Below are 18,781 nucleotides of genomic sequence, written 5' to 3'. Positions count from 1 at the left end.
GTTTCGCTCCTGATTGCCATGACGCTGAATTCGCTCCCCGTTTGGCCCGCGCTGCAAGCGCACTACGAAGAGATCCGCGACGCGCATCTGCGCGACTGGTTCGCCCCCGCCAACGATCGCGCGCCGACGCGCGCCGAACGCTTCACGTTCGAAGGCGGCGGCCTCGCCGCCGATTTCTCGAAGAACCGCATCACCGACGCGACGCTCGCCCTCCTCGTGCAGCTCGCGCGCGAAGCGGGCGTCGAGGCGCGCCGCGACGCGATGTTCGCGGGCGAAACCGTGAATCCGACTGAAGGACGCGCGGCGCTGCACACCGCGCTGCGCGCGAATGCGCCCGACGCGCCGTTCCACGCGCAGGTCGCGGCCGAGCGCGCGAAAATGGCGCGCTTCGCCGACGCGGTGCGCAGCGGCGCATGGACGGGCCACACCGGCAAGCGGATCCGCCACGTCGTGAACATCGGCATCGGCGGCTCGGACCTCGGGCCGAAGATGGTCGTCCACGCGCTGCACCACGTCGCGACGCCCGACATCGCGACGCACTTCGTGTCGAACGTCGACGGCGCGGACCTCGCGCGCGTGCTCGAGCAGATCGATCCGCAGGAAACGCTCGCGATCATCGTGTCGAAGACCTTCACGACGCTCGAGACGATGACGAACGCGCGCTCGCTGCGCGACTGGTTCGTCGCGAACGGCTGCCCGGAGAGCGCGCTCGCGAAGCACTTCGTCGGCGTGTCGGCGAATCCCGCCGAGGTCGTCAGGTTCGGCATCGCCGAGGCGAACGTGTTCGAGATGTGGGACTGGGTCGGCGGCCGCTATTCGTTGTGGTCGGCGGTCGGCCTGTCGATCATGATCGCGATCGGGCCCGAGCGCTTCGACGAACTGCTCGCCGGCGCGCACGACATGGACGAGCACTTCCGCACCGCGCCACTCGAGCGCAACCTGCCGGTGCTGCAGGGTCTCGTCGGCATCTGGTATCGGAATTTCTTCGGCGCGCAGAGCTATCTCGTCGCGCCGTACTCGGAGGCGCTGCATTACCTGCCGTCGTACCTGCAGCAGCTCGAGATGGAGAGCAATGGCAAGTCCGCGCGAATCGACGGCGCGTTCGTCGATTACCCGACGTCCGCCGTCACGTGGGGCGAGCCCGGCACGAACGGCCAGCACGCGTTCTTCCAGATGCTGCACCAGGGCCCGACGCTCGTGCCGATCGATTTCATCGCGGTGCTCACGCCCGAGCATCCGCTCGCGAGCCATCATCCGAAGCTGCTCGCGAACTGCTTCGCGCAGAGCGAGGCGCTGATGCTCGGCCGCACGCTCGACGAAGCGCGCAAGATCGCCGGCCCGACCAAGCCCGAGCTCGCGCCGCACCTGACGTTCCCCGGCAACCGGCCGACGACGACGCTTCTCGTCGACGCACTCACGCCGCGCACGCTCGGCGCGCTGATCGCGCTGTACGAGCACAAGGTGCTCGTACAGGCGGCGGTGTGGAACATCAATCCGTTCGACCAGTGGGGCGTCGAGCTCGGCAAGATTCTGGGCAAGGTCGTCGAGGCGGACCTGACGGCCGCGCAGGCCGATCCGGCAAAGCACGATTCGTCGACGTCGGCGCTGATCGCGCGCGCAAGGAAGGCGTTGGGCGAATAACGCATGCGGCCACGCGGGCGGCGGCGAGAGCGCGGCCGCTGCGCTCGTGCGGCTCGGGGCGCGCGCCGCGTCAGCTCGCTTGCTGCCGCGCGCGGTCCGCGCCGCGCAGATGCCCCGCTTCGAGCACGACCGTCGCCCCGCAGCGGCGCGCGAGCTCCGGATCGTGCGTGACGAGCACGAGCGTCGCGCCGTGCGCGCGATTGAGCTCGAACATCAGATCGATGACCGCATGGCCCGTCGCCGCATCGAGGCTGCCCGTCGGCTCGTCGGCGAACAAGAGCGCCGGACGCGTGACGAACGCGCGCGCGAGCGCGACGCGCTGCTGCTCGCCGCCCGACAGCAGCTTCGGATAGTGCCCCGTGCGGGCGCCGAGTCCGACCTCTTCGAGCAGCGCGCGCGCGCGCTGCGCAGCCTCGCGCGCGCCGACGCCGCCCTGCAGCTCGAGCGGCAGCATCACGTTCTCGAGCGCGGTCAGATGCGGCATCAACTGGAACGACTGGAACACGAAGCCCACGGCGCCGTTGCGCAGCGCCGCGCGCGCGTCCTCGTCGAGCCGGCCGAGATCCTGACCGAACAGGCGAACCGTGCCCTCGGTCGCGCTGTCCAAGCCGGCGAGCAGGCCGAGCAGCGTCGACTTGCCCGACCCCGACGCGCCGACGATCGCGACGCTCTCGCCCGCGCGGACCGTCAGGTCGATGCCGTCGAGGATTGTCAGCTCGCCTGCGGCATCGGCGACACGCTTGCACACATTCCGCACTTCGATGATCGGATCGGTAATCTTGAGCATGAAACGCACATTTCACTGGAAGGTCGGCGCGACGCTCGCCGTGATCGTGGCGCTCGCGGGCGCGGCATCCGCCGCAACGAATGCCGCGCCCGCGCCGAACGCCAACGGCAGCAAGCCGGTGATCCTCGTGCTCGGCGACAGCCTGTCGGCCGAGTACGGCCTGCCGCGCGACACGGGTTGGGTCGCGCTGATGCGCGCGCGCCTCGCGGCCGAGCGAATCGATTATAACGTCGCGAACGCGAGCATCTCCGGCGACACGACGAGCGGCGGCCGCGCGCGGCTGCCCGCGGCGCTCGCGCGGCTCAAGCCCGCCGTCGTCGTCGTCGAGCTCGGCGCGAACGACGCGCTGCGCGGCGTGCCGCTTGCCGCGACCGAAAGCAACCTGCGCGAGATCGTCGCCCAGGCGCGGCAGGCGCGCGCGCAGGTGCTGCTCGTCGGCATGTACGTGCCGGCGAACTACGGGCCGGACTACACGCAGAAATTTCACGGCGTCTACACGGCGCTGTCGAAGGAAATGCGCGTGCCGCTCGTGCCGTTCCTGCTCGCCGGCATCGAAAACAAGCCCGACATGTTCCAGGCCGACCAGATCCATCCGACGCAGGCCGCGCAGCGCCAGTTGCTCGACAACGTGTGGCCGACCCTCAAGCCGCTGTTGCGGACGTCGGCGCGCTGACCGCGCCGCGCCGGCGCTCGATGCGTCGATTCGTCTGTCCGTCGACCGCCTCGGACCGGCCGATGCCGTCAGACAGCCGCTTCGGCTTCGCGCCCCGCATCGCCCGGCGCGAAACCCGACCCCGAGCACCCGGCCCCGAACACCCACCGAAACGAAACAGCCCCGCACGATGGCGGGGCTGTTCCTTGTCGAACGAGCGCGCTGGCGCGCCGCCGTCCGCCGTCAGTTCGAGCCGTCCTGCGCGCCGCCGGCGGTCGAGCCGTACAGCTTGACCTGCGAGCGAGCGCGCAGCGACGCGAGATACGCTTCCGTCTCGCTTTGCGCATACACCTGCGCGAGCTGCTGCTGAGCGGCCGCGAGACGCTGATCGTCGGCAGGCGCAGCCGCGACCACCGAATTCACGCGGAAGATCGCATAGCCGTCGTTGCCGAGATCGACGCCGACATAGGCAGGCAACGTCTTCGGATCGACCTTGTAGATCGCGCTGACGGCCGCGGGCGGCAAGCCGTGCGCCTGCGTGCGCGAGATCTTGTCGGCCGCGGCGAAGCCCGCCGTCGACTTCGACTTGCGCAGCTCCGCGAGCTTCGCTTCGCCGTCCTGCTTCGCGAGACGCGCCGCCTCGTCGGCAACCACCTTCGCGCGCACCCGGTCCTTGATCGCGTCGAGCGCGGGCACGGCCGACGGCTGGTGATTCGTCACGCGCGCGGCGATCAGCGTGTTGTTGCCGACGTCGATCGCCTGCGTGTTGTTGCCGTTCTTCACCGAATCGGCGGCGAACACGGCCGCGAGGAACTTCGCGTTGTTGAGCGGGCTGTCGGGCGGCAGCGCCGGGTTCGGCTGCGGCGACACCGCCGCGGTCTGGATCGTCAGCTTGTACTTGTCGGCGGCGGGCTGCAGGCTCTTCGCCTTCTCGTAGACGGTCGACGTGAAGCCTTCCGCGTTGTCGGCGAACGCCTTCGCCGCGAATTGCTGCTTCAGGTCCGCCGCGATCGAATCCTTCACTTCGGCGAGCGGCTTCACGACGGCCGGCTTCACGTCGGTCGCCTTCAGGATGTGAAAGCCGAAGTCGCCCTGCACGACGCCGCTGACTTCGTCCTTCTTCAACGCGAACGCGGCATCGTCGAACGCTGCGCCGCCCGCCGTCGAGCCGCGCGTGATGAAGCCGAGATCGCCGCCCTTCGCCGCCGACGGCGCGTCCTGCGAGTTCTTCTCGGCGATTTGCGCGAACTGGTCCGGGTGCGCCTTCACTTCGGCGAGCAACTGCTCAGCCTTCGCCTTCGCGGCGGCCTTGTCGGCCGCGCTCGCGTCCTTCGCCGCCGCGATGAAGATATGGCTCACGCGCACTTGCGCATCGGTGCGGTAGTGCGCGATGTTGTCGTCGTAGTACTTCTTGATGTCGATGTCGCTCGGCTGCGCCGCCGCAACGGCCGCCGCCTGCGAGTAGACGAGATACTGGATCGTCGCCGTCTCGCGCGTCGCGAACGCCTGCTTGTGCGCGTCGTAGTAGGCGGAGATCTGTGCGTCGGTCGGCTGCACCTTCGCCGCGTAGTCGGCCGGCTTCAGCACCATCGGCTGCACTTCGCGCTGCTGCTCGGCAAGTTCGGTCAGGCGGCGCGCGATGCTCTTCGGCGTGAACGCGCTCGCCACGATGCTGGCCGGAATCTGCTGCAGCGCGAGGTTGTAGCGCACGCGCTCCTGGTATTGATCGGGCGTCATGCCCTGCATCGCGAGCATCTGCGTGTAGCGCTCGGCGTCGAACGAGCCGTCCGGCTTCTTCAGCGACGCGATCACGGGGTCGCTCAACAGCGTCTGGCGCACCGCGCCGTCCGACGCGGTCAGATGCAGGCGCTGCGTCTCGTCGGCGAGCGCGCGCTGCTGGATCAGCCCGTCGAGGAGTTGCTGGCGGCGCTCCGGCGTATCGAACGCCTTCGCGTCGAACTGCGCGCCCAGCATCTGGCGCGCCTGGTCGACCTGCTGGCGCAGCATGCCGTCGAATTCGGCGCGCGTGATCTTGTGCCCGTTGACGGCCGCGACGTTCGCGTTTTCGTCGAAGAACCCACGGAAACCCTGAATGCCGACGATCCCTAGCCCCGGCAGCACGATCAGGAGCAGGAAGAACATCATCAGGCGCTGGTGATTGCGAAAGAAATCGAGCATGCGTGACGGCGTGAACTGGACAAAACGCCCGATATTACAACAGCAGGCAAGAAAAAAGGCGAACCGGAGTTCGCCTTTCGGGATGATGGCGGAGCGGACGGGACTCGAACCCGCGACCCCCGGCGTGACAGGCCGGTATTCTAACCGACTGAACTACCGCTCCTTGGTCTTGCTTGCGTGCAGGGCACGCGCAACCTTGCGGCGCGCCGAGGCGCCGATCGAAGGCGCGCCCGGCCGGGCCCAGCAGCTACCGCGACAGCGCGGCAATCCGCAATGGTATCCGAAGTTGTCGCCTGCACGCAATATCGACGTGCCTGCAGATCACGATCGATAAACTTCAGGTTCTCGGGCCCGAAACTTCGGCGCGGGTCGCGCAGCCGCCTCGGCATTCTCGCGGCGCCTTCGCCCACCATGCGCCGGCGGCCCGCCGACCACGAAGACACACGGGCGAAAAACCGTGACGCTCAATCGGGATCGTCGACAGTCGCCGTGCCGGCCAGCACCGCATCGGGCGGCACGGGCGGCTCCGCCGCGGCGGCCGAAAACTGCTCGAGCGCCTCGTAGACGTGACACGCATAAACGACGGCCGGCCCGCCGCCCATCATCACCGCGACGCCCGCGGCGTCGAGAATCTCGTGATCGGATGCGCCCGCGCGCAACGCTTCGTGCACGTAGTAGCCGATGCAATCGTCGCATTGCATCGCAACCGCGATCGCGAGCGCGATCAGCCGCTTGCCGCGCTCGTCGATCGTGCCGGCCGCGAGCGCCGGCTGATGCATCCGGGAGAATCCGTCGAGCGTCGGCCCGAGCGGGCTGTTCGCCAGCTTGCCCAGCGTCAGTTGAAATTCGTGATATTGCTCGGGATAGGTCTTGCTCATCATCGGTCTCCATGCGGCCCGCCGAGGCCGGCCGCAGCATGTCCGCGCCACGCATCGCGCGCTCGCCGATGCCGGCGCGCGCCCGGCAAGCCCCGGCAAAACCATTGCGCGGCACGGCCGAATCGCGACGATGCGTTCGCCACGAACCGATTGTCGGCGTGCGGGCGCGCTGCCGATTGACGCATGTCAACACGGCGCGGCGCATCGGAAGTTCACGTGTGGGCGCACCTGGAGCCGAACCATCGCGCGAGAGGCGGCAGGCGGCATCCACGAACGCCGAATCGCCGAACTCAACGCGCCGAGACGCGGCAACCGCCCAAAAGAAAGAAGAAGCAAATTGGCGATCTCGATCGCCTTGTCGCGCACCCAGGGCGTCATGTTGCGCATCGACGCCGGATAGCGATCGACGGTCCACGGCATGTTGCCTCCACACCCGACAGCGAATGGTTGGAACCCCTTCGAACGTGCGGCTCGCCCCGGGGCCCCGGGCGGCGCACACGCGACGCCCGCGAGTCGCTATCGACGCCAATACGCCCGCACGAGCTGCTCGTCCGGGCTGTATTTCAGGTCGAGCGAGCCCTGATACGCGGACTTCAGCGCCGAGCCGAGATTGCGCGCCAGATGGACATCGGTCGTGGTCACGACCGTCGCGCCGTCGTCCGTGTCGATCGACATGATCCGCTGCATCGGATGCTCGGCCCGCGCCTGTTCCTCGCGACTGCGGAGCAACTGGAGCAGCTCGGACCAATGCTCGCTCGCAAACGGCCCGTCGATATGGAGATAGCCGGCCGGCATGTTCTCCGCGCTGCGCCGACAGGCGCCGCATAGATGCTCGTGCGCGCCGTCGGGACGCGCGAGCCACTGCCAGCGCCCGGCGCTGAAGACCGCGCCGCAGGTGGGGCACACCGTCGGCTCGTGCAGTTTGCGACGCATCGCATAGGGATCTTGCGCGAGGCCAGGATAGACCTCTTCGTGACTGCCTGCCTTGAAAGGCCGCGTGCGACGGTTCATGGAGACGCTCCTTGCATGATGCCGAACGAGTGCAACGACAGCTCCAGCCTATGGCGGCCGCTCGCGCCCACGTTGACCTGAGTCAACGAAGCCATGCCGGGCGCCCGGGCAGGCGCAATGCGCGCCGCGATGCGCGTGCCCGCGCAACCGATCGACGTTGATCGGCGTCAAGCCGCCATTCGCGCCGCGACGAACAATGAAGGCGTCGCCGCCCGCCGGGTCAGCGTGATCCTCGACGACAAGCACAAGCACCAGGGCAAGCCCTTCGACGTGCACGTCGACGTGACGATTCCGGGGATCGAGATCGTGTCCAATCGCGAGTCCGACGAGGACGTGTACGTCGCGCTGCGCGATGCGTTCGGCAATGCCGAGCGAATGCTCGACGATGCGGTGAGCAAGCGCCGCGACCGGGCGAGACAGTCCGCGTAGCGGCGCGCGACCAAGAACACCGCCGGCGACGTCCCAAAAAAGCAAAAACCCGCAAAGCCAATCGCCATGCGGGTTTCGATTACTGCTGCAATCTTCTTCGAGTTGCGTCGAACGCGTGTCGCGAAACGGAAATGGTGGGTGCTGAGAGGCTCGAACTCCCGACCTACGCCTTGTAAGGGCGCCGCTCTACCAACTGAGCTAAGCACCCGCTCCGGATTCACGCCGTTCTCGATTGGAGCATCGCACCCCTCACGCAACAAGCTTAATAGTTTAGCGCAACCTTCCCCTCTTTACCAGCGCCAAATTCTGATCCGCACCCGGCCCGTCCGCCGCTACTCGTGCGGAAGAAACACGCCGGCGGCGCAATCGCGCGAGAAAAACTCGACCCGAAGCAGGAAGTCGCACTCGCCGCCGGCAGCCAACCCACCGATACCAACGCCCACCCGCCGCGCAAAAACAAAGCCCACGGCCTCGCGGCCGTGAGCTTGTTCGGTGAAACGCAACCGCTCGCGCGTGCGCTCAGTGCTTGACGACTTCGGTCGATCCGGCTTCCTTCGCGGATTCCGCGACAGGCGCCGCCGCCTTTGCCTCTTCCTCGGGCAGCGCGTTCGGCAGACGTTCGAGCGCGAGCTCGAGCACCTTGTCGATCCAGCGAACTGGCACGATCTCGATCGCGTTCTTCACGTTGTCCGGAATGTCGGCGAGATCCTTCACGTTCTCTTCCGGAATCAGCACGAGCTTGATGCCGCCACGGTGCGCGGCGAGCAGCTTCTCCTTCAGCCCGCCGATCGGCAGCACTTCGCCGCGCAGCGTGATCTCGCCCGTCATCGCGACGTCGGCGCGCACCGGAATGCCCGTCAGCACCGACACGAGCGCCGTCGTCATCGCGATGCCGGCGGACGGACCGTCCTTCGGCGTCGCGCCTTCCGGCACGTGGATGTGGATGTCCTGCTTCTCGAACGCCTCATCCTTGATGCCGAGCCGGCGCGAGCGCGAGCGCACGACCGAGCGCGCGGCCTCGACCGATTCCTTCATCACGTCGCCGAGCGAACCCGTGCGGATCACGTTGCCCTTGCCGGGCATCACGGCCGCCTCGATCGTCAGCAGATCGCCGCCCACCTCGGTCCATGCGAGACCCGTGACCTGGCCGACCTGGTTCTCCTTCGCGGCAAGACCGAAATCGTACTTGCGCACGCCGAGGAACGTATCGAGGTTCTCGCCGTCGACCTTGACCGCACCCGATGCCTTCTTCAGCAGCAGCATCTTCACGACCTTGCGGCAGATCTTCGACACCTCGCGCTCGAGCGAACGCACACCGGCTTCGCGCGTGTAGTAGCGAATGATGTCGCGGATCGCCTGCTCGGCGACCTCGATCTCGCCTTCCTTCAGGCCGTTGTTCTTCTTCTGCTTCGGCAGCAGGTAGCGCTGCGCGATGCTGACCTTCTCGTCCTCGGTATAGCCCGACAGGCGGATCACTTCCATCCGGTCGAGGAGCGGCGGCGGAATGTTCAGCGAGTTCGACGTCGCGACGAACATCACGTCCGACAGGTCGAAATCGACCTCGACGTAGTGATCGGCGAACGTGTGGTTCTGTTCCGGATCGAGCACTTCGAGCAGCGCCGACGACGGATCGCCGCGGAAATCCATCCCCATCTTGTCGACTTCGTCGAGCAGGAAGAGCGGATTGCGCACGCCGACCTTCGACAGGCTCTGCAGGATCTTGCCCGGCATCGAGCCGATGTAGGTCCGGCGGTGACCGCGAATCTCGGCCTCGTCGCGCACGCCGCCCAGCGCCATCCGGACGAACTTGCGGTTCGTCGCGCGCGCGATCGACTGGCCGAGCGAGGTCTTGCCGACGCCCGGAGGCCCGACGAGGCAGAGGATCGGCGCCTTCACCTTGTCGACGCGTTGCTGCACCGCAAGATACTCGAGGATCCGTTCCTTGACCTTCTCGAGGCCGAAGTGATCCTCGTCGAGGACCTTCTCGGCGTTCGCGAGATCGTTGTTGACCTTGCTCTTCTTGCGCCACGGCAGCGCGATCAGCGTGTCGATGTAGTTGCGCACGACGGTGGCTTCCGCCGACATCGGCGACATCAGCTTCAGCTTCTTGAGCTCGGCATCGGCCTTCTTCTTCGCTTCCTTCGGCATGCGCGCGGCGTTGATGCGCTTCTCGAGTTCCTCGAGATCCGCGCCCTCCTCGCCTTCGCCCAGTTCCTTCTGGATCGCCTTGACCTGCTCGTTCAGGTAGTACTCGCGCTGGCTCTTCTCCATCTGGCGCTTCACGCGCCCGCGGATGCGCTTCTCGACCTGCAGGATGTCGATCTCGGCCTCGAGCTGCGCAAGCAGGTGCTCAAGACGCTCGATGACCGGGAACATCTCGAGGATGTGCTGCTTCTGGTCGAGCTTGAGCGGCAGGTGCGCGGCGATCGTGTCCGCAAGACGGCCCGCCTCGTCGATGCCCGACAGCGATGTCAGGATCTCGGGCGGAATCTTCTTGTTCAGCTTCACGTACTGGTCGAACTGCGAGACGATCGCGCGGCGCAGCGCTTCCGTCTCGGCGCTGTCGGCGTGATCCGGCTCGAGCGGCATCACCTCGCACGAGAACTGCGTCTCCTGCTCTTCGATCGACAGCGCCTGCGCGCGCTGCAAGCCCTCGACGAGCACCTTCACGGTGCCGTCGGGCAGCTTCAGCATCTGCAGGATGTTCGCGATGCAGCCGACGTCGTACATGTCCTTTTCGGTCGGCTCATCCTTCGCGGCAGTCTTCTGCGCGACGAGCATGATGTGCTTGCCGCCCTCCATCGCCACTTCGAGGGCCTTGATCGACTTCGGCCGGCCCACGAAGAGCGGAATCACCATGTGCGGGAAAACGACGACATCCCGCAGCGGCAGCAGTGGGAGCGTAGTGCGTTCCGGCGGGAGAAGTTGGGTGCCTGACATTTCATTTCCCCATGAGTGGAATCAATTGTTCGGTAAGTAAGGCCGGCATAGCGGATTGCAAGCCTTCAGCGCGTGGGAAATATTCAGTAAAAAAGTTACCGTACGGTACGAGTCAGAGTTACCCACAAGATAAACGAAAAAAAGCCGTTCACGATTCCATGAACGGCTTTTTTGCACACGAAACGTCAAAGCCGGTCAATTCGAACCCGCCACTTTCGGCGTGTCCTCATAGATGAGTAACGGCTTGCCGTCTCCTTCGATGACATTGTCGTCGATGATCACCTTGCTGACCCCCTTGAGGGTCGGCAATTCGTACATCACGTCGAGGAGCGCCTGCTCGATGATCGAGCGCAGCCCGCGCGCGCCCGTCTTGCGGCGAATCGCCTTGCGGGCGACCGCCTGCAGCGCGTCCGGACGAATTTCGAGTTCGACCCGCTCCATCGCGAACAGCTTCTGGTATTGCTTGACGAGCGCGTTCTTCGGCTCGACGAGAATCTTCATCAGCGCGGCTTCGTCGAGCTTGCCGAGCGTCGCGACGACGGGCAGCCGGCCGATCAGCTCGGGGATCAACCCGAATTTGATCAGGTCTTCCGGCTCGACCTCGCGCAGCACCTCGCCCGCGTCCCGCTCCTGCTTGCTCTTCACGGTCGCGCCGAAACCGATGCCCGTCTTCTCGGTGCGATCGGTGATCACCTTCTCCAGGCCGTCGAACGCGCCGCCGCAGATGAACAGGATGTTGGTCGTGTCGACCTGGATGAAATCCTGGTTCGGATGCTTGCGGCCGCCCTGCGGCGGCACCGACGCCATCGTGCCCTCGACGAGCTTCAGCAGCGCCTGCTGGACGCCCTCGCCCGACACGTCGCGGGTGATCGACGGGTTGTCCGACTTGCGGCTGATCTTGTCGATCTCGTCGATGTAGACGATCCCGCGCTGCGCCTTCTCGACCTCGTAGTTGCAGTTCTGCAGCAGCTTCTGGATGATGTTCTCGACGTCCTCGCCGACATAGCCGGCTTCCGTCAGCGTGGTCGCGTCGGCGATCACGAACGGCACGTTCAGCAGGCGCGCGAGGGTCTGCGCGAGAAGCGTCTTGCCGGAGCCCGTCGGGCCGATCAGCAGGATGTTGCTCTTCGACAGCTCGACGTCGTCCTTCTTGTCGAGATGCTTCAGGCGCTTGTAGTGGTTGTACACGGCGACGGCGAGGATCTTCTTCGCGCGCTCCTGGCCGATCACGTACTGATCGAGGATGTCGCGAATCTCCTGCGGGCTCGGCAGGTCGGATTTGGACAGGCTGGCTTCGACACCCGCCGCGGCCGCTTCGTCCCGGATGATCTCGTTGCACAAATCGATGCATTCATCGCAGATGAACACCGACGGCCCCGCGATGAGTTTCTTCACCTCATGCTGGCTTTTGCCGCAAAACGAGCAATACAACAGCTTCTCGCTGTTCGAACCTTTCTTGTCCGCCATGAATGTAGAGCCTCCGGACACGTGAGTTACATGATACGCCGTTTGTCCCCGGCACCATGACCTGGTAAATACTCGGGAAACGCCGGCATGTTCTTTTGCCGCAGATGCTCGGGGCGCGTGGCGGGCGCCGCTCCTATTGGGGCGGCACCCCACTAAAGCTTACGGACGCTTCGTCGACACGTGGTCGATCAGCCCATACGCCTTCGCATCTTCGCTGGACATGAAATTATCACGGTCGGTGTCGCGCGCGATGCGCTCGACGTCCTGACCGGTATGGTGGGCGAGCAGGTGGTTCAGGCGGTCCTTCAGGTAGAGGATCTCGCGCGCCTGGATCTCGATGTCCGACGCCTGGCCGCGCGCGCCGCCGAGCGGCTGGTGGATCATCACGCGCGCGTTCGGCAGCGCATAGCGCTTGCCCTTCGCGCCCGACGCGAGCAGGAACGCCCCCATGCTGGCCGCGAGGCCCATGCAGAGCGTCGACACGTCCGGCTTCACGAACTGCATCGTGTCGTAGATCGCCATCCCCGCCGACACCGAGCCGCCCGGGCTGTTGATGTACAGGCTGATGTCCTTGTCGGGATTCTCGCTTTCGAGGAACAGGAGCTGCGCGACGACGAGATTCGCCGTCTGGTCGTTGACCTCGCCGACCATGAACACGATGCGCTCTTTCAGGAGCCGCGAGTAGATGTCGTACGAACGCTCGCCGCGGCCACTCGTCTCGACGACGATCGGCACGAGCCCGAGCGCTTGCGCCTCGAAATCCCGCGGGGCTTGCGAAGCCAACGTGTCCAGCAATTGAGCGCGATTAATCATTCAATGAGCCTTGTCCGAGAATGAGTATTGAACGGCAGGAAACGAGCCGGGGAGCGTCGCACACGCGGCGCGGCGCCGCGCCGATGAAAAAACGGCGTGCGGGCCGTCGTCGCTCCGACAGCCGGCACGCCGCTAGAGCGAAACTTACGCTTGCGCCGTTGCGCTCGCCAGTGCTTCGAAGCTTACTTCCTTGTCCGTCACCTTCGCCTTGCCCAGCACGAAATCGACGACGTTGCTCTCAACAACGAACGCTTCCATTTCGGCGAGGCGCTGCTGATTCGAATAATACCAGCGGACCACTTCCTTCGGGTCCTCGTAGCTCTTCGCGAATTCGTCGACTTCCGCGCGGATCTGCTCGGGCTTCGCCTCGAGGCCGTTCGCCTTCACCAGCTCGGCGAGCACGAGGCCGAGCTTCACGCGGCGCTCGGCCTGCTCGGCGAACATCTCGACCGGAATCGGCGCGTCCTTCGCGTTCGGCACGCCGCGCTGCGCGAGGTCCTGGCGGGCCATCTCGACAAGGCGCTGCTGGTCCTGCTCGATGAGCGCCTTCGGCACGTCAAGCTCGGAGATCTTCAGGAGCGCGTCCATCACCTGGTTCTTCACGATCGACTGCGTGCGGCGCTTCGCCTCGCGCTCGAGGTTTTCCTTGATCTCGCCGCGCATCTTCGTCAGATCGCCGTCCTCGATGCCGAGCGACTTCGAGAAATCGGCGTCGATCGCGGGCAGGTGCGGCCACTCGACCTTCTTCATCGTGACCGTGAACTGCGCGGTCTTGCCCGCCACGTCCTTGCCGTGATAGTCGTCCGGGAACTTCAGGTCGAATTCGCGCGGCTCGCCCGCCTTCAGGCCGAGCGCCGCCGTCTCGAATTCGGGCAGCATCCGCCCTTCGCCGAGCACGAACACGAAGTCTTCGGCCGTGCCGCCCTGGAACGCGACGCCGTCGATCTTGCCGACGAAGTCGACCGTCACGCGGTCGCCGTTCTGCGCGGCCGTGTCCGCGCCGCCGTCGCCGTGCTCGCCGCCTTCGCCGCGCGCGTGGAAGTGCACGCGCTGCTTGCGCAGGATGTCGAGCGTGCGGTCGATCTCGGCGTCGCCGATCGTCGTCGTCGAGCGCTCGACTTCAGCCGCCGCCAGATCGCCGATCTTCACTTCCGGATACACCTCGAACGTCGCGTCGAACGCGTACGCGCCCTCTTCCGCCGCATCCTGCTTCGGCGCAAAGCTCGGCTGACCCGCGACGCGCAGGTTTTCCGCACGGCTGATCGTGAAGAATTCCTGACCGATCTTGTCGCTCAGCACCTCTGCCTCGACCTGGCCCGCATACTGCTGCGTGACCATCTTGAGCGGCACCTTGCCCGGGCGGAAGCCCGGCATGCGCACGTTCTTCGCGAGTTTCTGGATACGGGCGTCGATCTCCTTCTGCACGACATCCTTCGGCAGGGAGATCGTCACGCGGCGTTCGAGCTTGCCGAGGTTTTCAACAACGTTAGCCATGGCTTCAATCGTCCTAAAATTATTCGAGCGAATCGGTTTTTCCTTGCCGTGCCAGCCTTGCGGCGGACGCGCCGTCGCGCACCGCCGTCTCGCTCATGCGGGCGCAGTCGGGCGCGGTCCGCGCCCGACTGCGCGTGCGCCCCATGCGAGCCGTCGGCGGCTTGAAGCACGGCTTTGGCCGGAAGAATCGGCTATTCTAGCAAACTATTTTCCCCTCACCGCGAGTTCGGGCAGTGGCGCGCCGCAGCATCGCCGCGCGTCGCCGCCAGCCGCATGCCGCCGCGCGATCCCGGACATGCGCGCCGCCATATCCCGCACGCGCCAGCCATCCGGTAAGCTCCCTTCACGGTCCGTCGCCCGCCCTCGCGCCGCACGCGTGCGCATGCGTGCGGCGTGCCCGCCGCCCCGCGCGAACCGCCCGCCATCACGAACCGCATCCGGAGACACCATGCCGCCGCCCTCGCCCGTCGTCGTCATTGCGCCCGATTCGTTCAAGGGCTCGCTGTCCGCCGAGCAGGCCGCGGACGCGATCGCGGCCGGCGTCGCGCGGGCGCGCCCCGACGCCGTCGTCCGGCGCCGGCCGATGGCGGACGGCGGCGAAGGCACGCTCGATGCGCTGCTCGCGCACGGCGGCACGCGTCGAACGCTGCGCGTGCCGGGCGCGTCGCTCGCGCCGCGCGACGCCGCCGTCGGCCTCATCGACGCGCGCACGGCGATTGTCGAGACGGCGGAGATCGTCGGCATCACCGATCCGGCCGGCATGCGCCTACCCGTTGCCGCGCGCAGCACGCGCGGGCTCGGCGACGCGATCCGCGCGCTTCTCGACGACGGCGTGCGCACGTTCTACGTCGCGCTCGGCGGCAGCAGCACGAACGACGCCGGCGCGGGCCTTCTGGCCGGCCTCGGCCTGCGCGCGTTCGATGCGCACGGCCGCGAGATCGAGCCGACGCCCGAGCGGCTCGCGCACGTCGCGAGCGTCGACGTCGCCGGGCTCGACGCGCGCGTGGCCGACGCGTCGTTCGTCGCGATGTCCGACGTCGACAACCCGCTCACCGGCGAGCACGGCGCGACCGCCGTGTTCGGCCCGCAAAAGGGCGTGACGCCCGCGCAGGTCGCGCCGCTCGACACCGCGCTCGGCCATTTCGCGACGCTCGTCGAAGCCGCGCTCGAGGGCCGCTCCACCGGGGCTTCCGCCCGTCGCGCCCGCGACTTGCCCGGCGCCGGCGCGGCGGGCGGGCTCGGCTTCGCGCTGCACGTGCTCGGCGCGCGCTTCGAGCCGGGCGCCGAAGTCGTCGCGCGGCAGATCGGGCTCGATGCGGCGCTCGCGGGCGCGAACTGGATGATCACGGGCGAAGGCCGCTCGGATGCGCAGACGCTGCACGGCAAGGCGCCGTTCGTCGCGTGCCGGCATGCGCGCGCGGCGGGCGTGCCGGCGACACTGCTGTCGGGCGCCATCGACACGGCAGCGCTGCCGCAATTGTCCGAACATTTCGACGGCTGCTTCTCGCCGGCGCCCGGTCCGATCGCGCTCGACGCCGCGCTGCGCGACGCCGCGCGCCTCATCGAGAACGCGGCCGAGCAACTGACGCGGCTGCGCTACGGCCGCGCGTGACGGGCGCGGCCGTAGCGCCGCGAATCGCGCCGCGAACCGCACCGTTGACCGCGCGCCGCGATGCGGCAACAATCGGGCCGCACCCCTCATTCAGGACACGACATGGCAGGCAGCAAAGTCGGGCTCGACCAGTTCATGACCTACCGGATGCACGTGCTGAACAAGCTGTCCGATCGCGGAATCGGCGAGCTGTATCAGACGAGGCTCGGCGTATCGCTGCCCGAGGCGCGGATCATCGCGTCGGTCGGCGCGTTCGGGCCGTTCTCGATCATGGAGCTCGCGCGGCGCGCGAACCTCGACAAAAGCCAGGCGAGCCGCGCGGCCGAGGCGCTGATCCGGCGCGGGCTCGTCAAGCGCGGCCCGAGCGACGACGACGGGCGCGTCGTGCTGATCGCGCTCACGCCGGCGGGCGCCGCGCTCAACCGGAAAATCATGCCGATCGCGCGCAAGTGGAACGCCACGCTGCTCGACTGCCTGAGCGAAAGCGAAAGGGCGGCGTTCAGTCGTGCGCTCGACAAGATCATCGCCGGCGCGCGCGAACGCGAGAATTGAGCGGCCGATCGCCCGCTGGCCCGTCGCCGCCGGTCGACCTGCCGGCGCAATCGGCGAACTGGCCGGCCGCCGCGCGACGCGTCACAGCCCGGAATTGAACGCCCGCTGGCGCAACAGCCCGAGCACCGCGTCGCAATACGGCGTCGGCACGCCCAGCTTGCGGCCGAGCTCCGGGAACACGCCGAGAATCGGCCCGACTTCGAGCGGCCGCCCCGCCTCCAGGTCCTGCAGCATCGACGTCCTGAACGCGCCCAACTGGCGCGTCACCGCGATCCGCTCGGCGCCGCTCATCCCCGCCGACAATCCGAGCCGCGCGCCGATCGCGTCGGCCTCCTCCATCATCCGCAGCGCGAGCGCGTTCGTATACGGATCGTCGAGCAGGCGGTCCGCCGCCGAGCCCGTCAGCGCGCTCAGCGGATTCATGTTCATGTTGCCCCAGAGCTTCGCCCAGATGTCGGTGCGGATGTCGGCCGAGCGCTCGACGTCGAAGCCGCCCGCCGCAAGCGCGCCGGCGACGCGTGCGGCCGGATCGAGCAGCTCGGGGCGCGGCGCGCCGACGATCAGCCGGTTGCCGCGGCCGCGCACGACGACGCCCGGCTCGCGCGTCGCCGACGACAGGTGGACCACGCAGCCGATCGCGCGCGCGGGCGGCAGCGCCGCGGCCGTTACGCCGCCCGGATCGACCGCGTCGAGCACGGCGCCGTCGAGCGGACCGCCGAAGCCGTCGAAAAACCACCACGGCAGCCCGTTCATCGCGGCGACGACGGTCGTGCGCGGCCCGACGAGCGGCGCGATGCGCGCGGCGAGCGCCGGCAACGCCTGCGCCTTCAGCGCGACGACGACGTAGTCCTGTTCGCCGAGCACGCGCGCGTCGTCGCTCGCGCGCAGCGGGACCGCCGCTTCGTCGCCGGACTCGCCGACGATCCGCAGCCCGCGCTCGCGCAGCGCATCGAGCGTCGCGCCGCGCGCGAACGCGCTCACGTCCCAGCCCGCGCGCGCAAGCGCCGCCGCGAACAGCCCGCCGATCGCGCCGATTCCGACGATCGCCGCGCGCACCGGTGCCCGATCCATATGCACCCCCTCCTCGTTCAATAAAGCGGCGAGCATAGAGCCAAATAGTTGCGTGCACAACCATCTGGTCGCGCACCGCGCGTCACTCGTCGATGTCGCGCGCCGCGCCGGCTCCCTCGGCGGCGCGATCGAGCTCGCCGAGCACGCCCGATATCTGGCTCTTGTCGTGCATCCCGAGCTTGCGATACGCGCAGCGCAGATAGTGGCGCACGGTCGCGGGCGCGATCTCCATCTGCTGCGCGACCTCCTTGTGCGAGCGCCCCTCGCCGTAATAGCGGATCGCCGCGAGCTCGCGCGGACTCAGGCGATCGAGCAGCGAGCGCGGCCGCACCTCGAGCTGGAACAGTCCGGCGACGGGCACGCACCGCAGGCGCAGCGCGTCGCCCAAATACGGCTGCGACGCGTGGCGGCGCAGGTGCTCGACGAGCGCGGGCGGCAGCCGCGAGCCGGCCCAGTCCGGCCACTCGGTGCGCAGCACCGCGCCGAAGCCGGCGTCCGCGTGATGCAGCACGCCGAAGTTGTCGCAGATCGCGCGCATCGTCGATGCGGCCGCCTCGCTGCGCAGGCGCGTGAGCTGCGCGGCGCGGTTGATCGTCAGCGCGGCCGCGAGGTGCGGGATCACGTCTTCGTAGCGGCGCGCGTCGTCTTCGGTGAACGGACGATTCAGGGCCTGCCGGTAGATCGACAGAAACGTCGCGAGTCCGAAACGCCGGTCGAGCGTGCACACGCACATCAGTTGCGCGAGCCCGTATTTGACGCACCAGTCGCGAAAACGCCCATCGAGCCCCGGCTCGACGACGGACAGGATCGCCGCCCGGCCGTATGCGCCATGCAAGGTCCGGTGCGCAAGCGGATCGCAGTCGCGCACGCGCTTCCAGTCGGGGAAGAACTCGTGCGGCAGCCGGTACAGATAGCTGTTGTGCATCACGGGGCCGGTCGGCGTGTGGTTCGCGACGCCCGTCCAGCCGGCGTCGAACGGCAGATAGCGCAACAGCAACTGAAAGAAGCGGCACTCGAACTCGCCGATCGACGCGCGGCTCGCGACCGCGTACAGATCGAGCAGGAATAGGCTCAGCTCGCGCGACGCCGGGCCGGGCGTCTGCGTGACGCCGTCGAAATCGCGCCGGCGCAACGCAAGCGGCGGCCACGCGGCTTCGTCGAGCACGATCGCCGCCGGCACGTCGCGCAGCGCATCGATGTCCTGCCGGAATCCCGCCCTGCTCGCCACCACTGACCGCTCCCTTGCCCGCTCGCAG

At 67.5% G+C, this 18,781-nt stretch carries 17 protein-coding genes and 2 tRNA genes; 6 read left to right on the top strand and 13 right to left on the bottom strand.

The window, feature by feature from the left end; all coding sequences use genetic code 11:
• Window positions 1–18: 18 nt before the first annotated feature.
• The gene (gene pgi / locus AQ610_RS07945; RefSeq protein ID WP_006026158.1) at window positions 19–1,641 is read left to right on the top strand and encodes a glucose-6-phosphate isomerase; all 1,623 of its coding nucleotides are present in this window, start codon (window positions 19–21) and stop codon (window positions 1,639–1,641) included.
• 70 nt (window positions 1,642–1,711) lie between these two features.
• Here the strand turns inward: pgi and AQ610_RS07940 are convergent, their stop codons facing one another.
• Window positions 1,712–2,428 (bottom strand): ABC transporter ATP-binding protein, encoded by a 717-nt coding sequence (locus AQ610_RS07940; RefSeq protein WP_006026157.1) that lies wholly within the window; start codon window positions 2,426–2,428, stop codon window positions 1,712–1,714.
• Between AQ610_RS07940 and AQ610_RS07935 the strand changes: the two genes are divergently transcribed.
• On the top strand, window positions 2,427–3,101 hold the full coding sequence (locus AQ610_RS07935) for an arylesterase (protein WP_006026156.1): 675 nt from the start codon (window positions 2,427–2,429) through the stop codon (window positions 3,099–3,101). The genes AQ610_RS07940 and AQ610_RS07935 overlap by 2 nt on opposite strands.
• Window positions 3,102–3,323: 222 nt before the next feature.
• On the opposite strand, the gene AQ610_RS07930 is transcribed toward AQ610_RS07935, so the two are convergent.
• From AQ610_RS07930 to AQ610_RS33010, 3 genes are all read right to left on the bottom strand, one after another.
• Window positions 3,324–5,258: a SurA N-terminal domain-containing protein gene (locus AQ610_RS07930; RefSeq protein WP_006026155.1), complete on the bottom strand. Its 1,935-nt coding sequence runs from the start codon at window positions 5,256–5,258 to the stop codon at window positions 3,324–3,326.
• A gap of 86 nt (window positions 5,259–5,344) precedes the next feature.
• Window positions 5,345–5,421 (bottom strand) — tRNA-Asp (locus AQ610_RS07925).
• A 301-nt stretch (window positions 5,422–5,722) separates the two neighbouring features.
• Entirely contained in the window at window positions 5,723–6,037 is a 315-nt protein-coding gene (locus AQ610_RS33010) for a carboxymuconolactone decarboxylase family protein (RefSeq protein WP_231748962.1), read from the bottom strand.
• 91 nt (window positions 6,038–6,128) lie between these two features.
• On the opposite strand from AQ610_RS33010, the gene AQ610_RS35860 reads away from it, so the two are divergent.
• Window positions 6,129–6,536 (top strand): hypothetical protein, encoded by a 408-nt coding sequence (locus AQ610_RS35860; protein ID WP_156436718.1) that lies wholly within the window; start codon window positions 6,129–6,131, stop codon window positions 6,534–6,536.
• Between the two features lie 116 nt (window positions 6,537–6,652).
• Here the strand turns inward: AQ610_RS35860 and AQ610_RS07910 are convergent, their stop codons facing one another.
• Complete coding sequence (locus AQ610_RS07910) at window positions 6,653–7,147, bottom strand: BCAM0308 family protein (RefSeq protein ID WP_006026152.1); 495 nt, start codon at window positions 7,145–7,147, stop codon at window positions 6,653–6,655.
• 93 nt (window positions 7,148–7,240) lie between these two features.
• Between AQ610_RS07910 and AQ610_RS07905 the strand changes: the two genes are divergently transcribed.
• Window positions 7,241–7,576 carry an HPF/RaiA family ribosome-associated protein gene (locus tag AQ610_RS07905; protein WP_006026151.1) on the top strand — a complete coding sequence of 112 codons (336 nt, stop codon included), beginning with the start codon at window positions 7,241–7,243 and terminating at the stop codon, window positions 7,574–7,576.
• Window positions 7,577–7,708: 132 nt separating this feature from the next.
• Here AQ610_RS07905 and AQ610_RS07900 read toward each other — a convergent pair.
• From AQ610_RS07900 to tig, 6 genes are all read right to left on the bottom strand, one after another.
• Window positions 7,709–7,784: transfer RNA gene (locus tag AQ610_RS07900), tRNA-Val, on the bottom strand.
• A 124-nt stretch (window positions 7,785–7,908) separates the two neighbouring features.
• Window positions 7,909–8,079 carry a hypothetical protein gene (locus tag AQ610_RS35855; protein WP_009911971.1) on the bottom strand — a complete coding sequence of 57 codons (171 nt, stop codon included), beginning with the start codon at window positions 8,077–8,079 and terminating at the stop codon, window positions 7,909–7,911.
• A 16-nt stretch (window positions 8,080–8,095) separates the two neighbouring features.
• Entirely contained in the window at window positions 8,096–10,516 is a 2,421-nt protein-coding gene (gene lon / locus AQ610_RS07895) for an endopeptidase La (RefSeq protein WP_009911970.1), read from the bottom strand.
• Between the two features lie 195 nt (window positions 10,517–10,711).
• Complete coding sequence (gene clpX, locus AQ610_RS07890) at window positions 10,712–11,983, bottom strand: ATP-dependent Clp protease ATP-binding subunit ClpX (protein ID WP_004521258.1); 1,272 nt, start codon at window positions 11,981–11,983, stop codon at window positions 10,712–10,714.
• A gap of 159 nt (window positions 11,984–12,142) precedes the next feature.
• Window positions 12,143–12,796, bottom strand: a complete 654-nt coding sequence (clpP, locus tag AQ610_RS07885; RefSeq protein ID WP_006026149.1) for an ATP-dependent Clp endopeptidase proteolytic subunit ClpP — start codon at window positions 12,794–12,796, stop codon at window positions 12,143–12,145.
• Window positions 12,797–12,940: 144 nt separating this feature from the next.
• Window positions 12,941–14,290, bottom strand: coding sequence for a trigger factor (gene tig, locus AQ610_RS07880; RefSeq protein WP_006026148.1), 1,350 nt, complete (start codon window positions 14,288–14,290; stop codon window positions 12,941–12,943).
• Window positions 14,291–14,738: 448 nt separating this feature from the next.
• Between tig and AQ610_RS07875 the strand changes: the two genes are divergently transcribed.
• Together AQ610_RS07875 and AQ610_RS07870 are read left to right on the top strand one after the other, a co-directional pair.
• A complete protein-coding gene (locus tag AQ610_RS07875; protein WP_006026147.1) occupies window positions 14,739–15,902 on the top strand; it encodes a glycerate kinase family protein in 1,164 nt (387 codons plus the stop codon).
• 102 nt (window positions 15,903–16,004) lie between these two features.
• Entirely contained in the window at window positions 16,005–16,454 is a 450-nt protein-coding gene (locus AQ610_RS07870; RefSeq protein WP_006026146.1) for a MarR family winged helix-turn-helix transcriptional regulator, read from the top strand.
• 81 nt (window positions 16,455–16,535) lie between these two features.
• Here AQ610_RS07870 and AQ610_RS07865 read toward each other — a convergent pair whose 3' ends face one another.
• Complete coding sequence (locus tag AQ610_RS07865) at window positions 16,536–17,525, bottom strand: 2-dehydropantoate 2-reductase (protein ID WP_006026145.1); 990 nt, start codon at window positions 17,523–17,525, stop codon at window positions 16,536–16,538.
• A gap of 82 nt (window positions 17,526–17,607) precedes the next feature.
• The gene (locus AQ610_RS07860; protein WP_043282433.1) at window positions 17,608–18,753 is read right to left on the bottom strand and encodes a helix-turn-helix transcriptional regulator; all 1,146 of its coding nucleotides are present in this window, start codon (window positions 18,751–18,753) and stop codon (window positions 17,608–17,610) included.
• Window positions 18,754–18,781: the final 28 nt, after the last annotated feature.

The organism is Burkholderia humptydooensis (assembly GCF_001513745.1).
Taxonomy (GTDB): domain Bacteria; phylum Pseudomonadota; class Gammaproteobacteria; order Burkholderiales; family Burkholderiaceae; genus Burkholderia; species Burkholderia humptydooensis.
Note: the sequence above shows the minus strand (reverse complement) of the source record. Positions and strands in the feature narration are given on the sequence as shown.

What these genes read in the sequence shown, in the direction of transcription:
- AQ610_RS07865 (WP_006026145.1), bottom strand. Translation starts at nt 17,525, where the DNA reads ATGGATCGGGCACCGGTGCGCGCGGCGATCGTCGGAATCGGCGCGATC.
- AQ610_RS07910 (WP_006026152.1), bottom strand. Translation starts at nt 7,147, where the DNA reads ATGAACCGTCGCACGCGGCCTTTCAAGGCAGGCAGTCACGAAGAGGTC.
- tig (WP_006026148.1), bottom strand. Translation starts at nt 14,290, where the DNA reads ATGGCTAACGTTGTTGAAAACCTCGGCAAGCTCGAACGCCGCGTGACG.
- clpX (WP_004521258.1), bottom strand. Translation starts at nt 11,983, where the DNA reads ATGGCGGACAAGAAAGGTTCGAACAGCGAGAAGCTGTTGTATTGCTCG.
- AQ610_RS07870 (WP_006026146.1), top strand. Translation starts at nt 16,005, where the DNA reads ATGGCAGGCAGCAAAGTCGGGCTCGACCAGTTCATGACCTACCGGATG.
- AQ610_RS07905 (WP_006026151.1), top strand. Translation starts at nt 7,241, where the DNA reads ATGCCGGGCGCCCGGGCAGGCGCAATGCGCGCCGCGATGCGCGTGCCC.
- AQ610_RS07935 (WP_006026156.1), top strand. Translation starts at nt 2,427, where the DNA reads ATGAAACGCACATTTCACTGGAAGGTCGGCGCGACGCTCGCCGTGATC.
- clpP (WP_006026149.1), bottom strand. Translation starts at nt 12,796, where the DNA reads ATGATTAATCGCGCTCAATTGCTGGACACGTTGGCTTCGCAAGCCCCG.
- AQ610_RS07930 (WP_006026155.1), bottom strand. Translation starts at nt 5,258, where the DNA reads ATGCTCGATTTCTTTCGCAATCACCAGCGCCTGATGATGTTCTTCCTG.
- lon (WP_009911970.1), bottom strand. Translation starts at nt 10,516, where the DNA reads ATGTCAGGCACCCAACTTCTCCCGCCGGAACGCACTACGCTCCCACTG.
- AQ610_RS07940 (WP_006026157.1), bottom strand. Translation starts at nt 2,428, where the DNA reads ATGCTCAAGATTACCGATCCGATCATCGAAGTGCGGAATGTGTGCAAG.
- AQ610_RS07875 (WP_006026147.1), top strand. Translation starts at nt 14,739, where the DNA reads ATGCCGCCGCCCTCGCCCGTCGTCGTCATTGCGCCCGATTCGTTCAAG.
- pgi (WP_006026158.1), top strand. Translation starts at nt 19, where the DNA reads ATGACGCTGAATTCGCTCCCCGTTTGGCCCGCGCTGCAAGCGCACTAC.
- AQ610_RS33010 (WP_231748962.1), bottom strand. Translation starts at nt 6,037, where the DNA reads ATGCATCAGCCGGCGCTCGCGGCCGGCACGATCGACGAGCGCGGCAAG.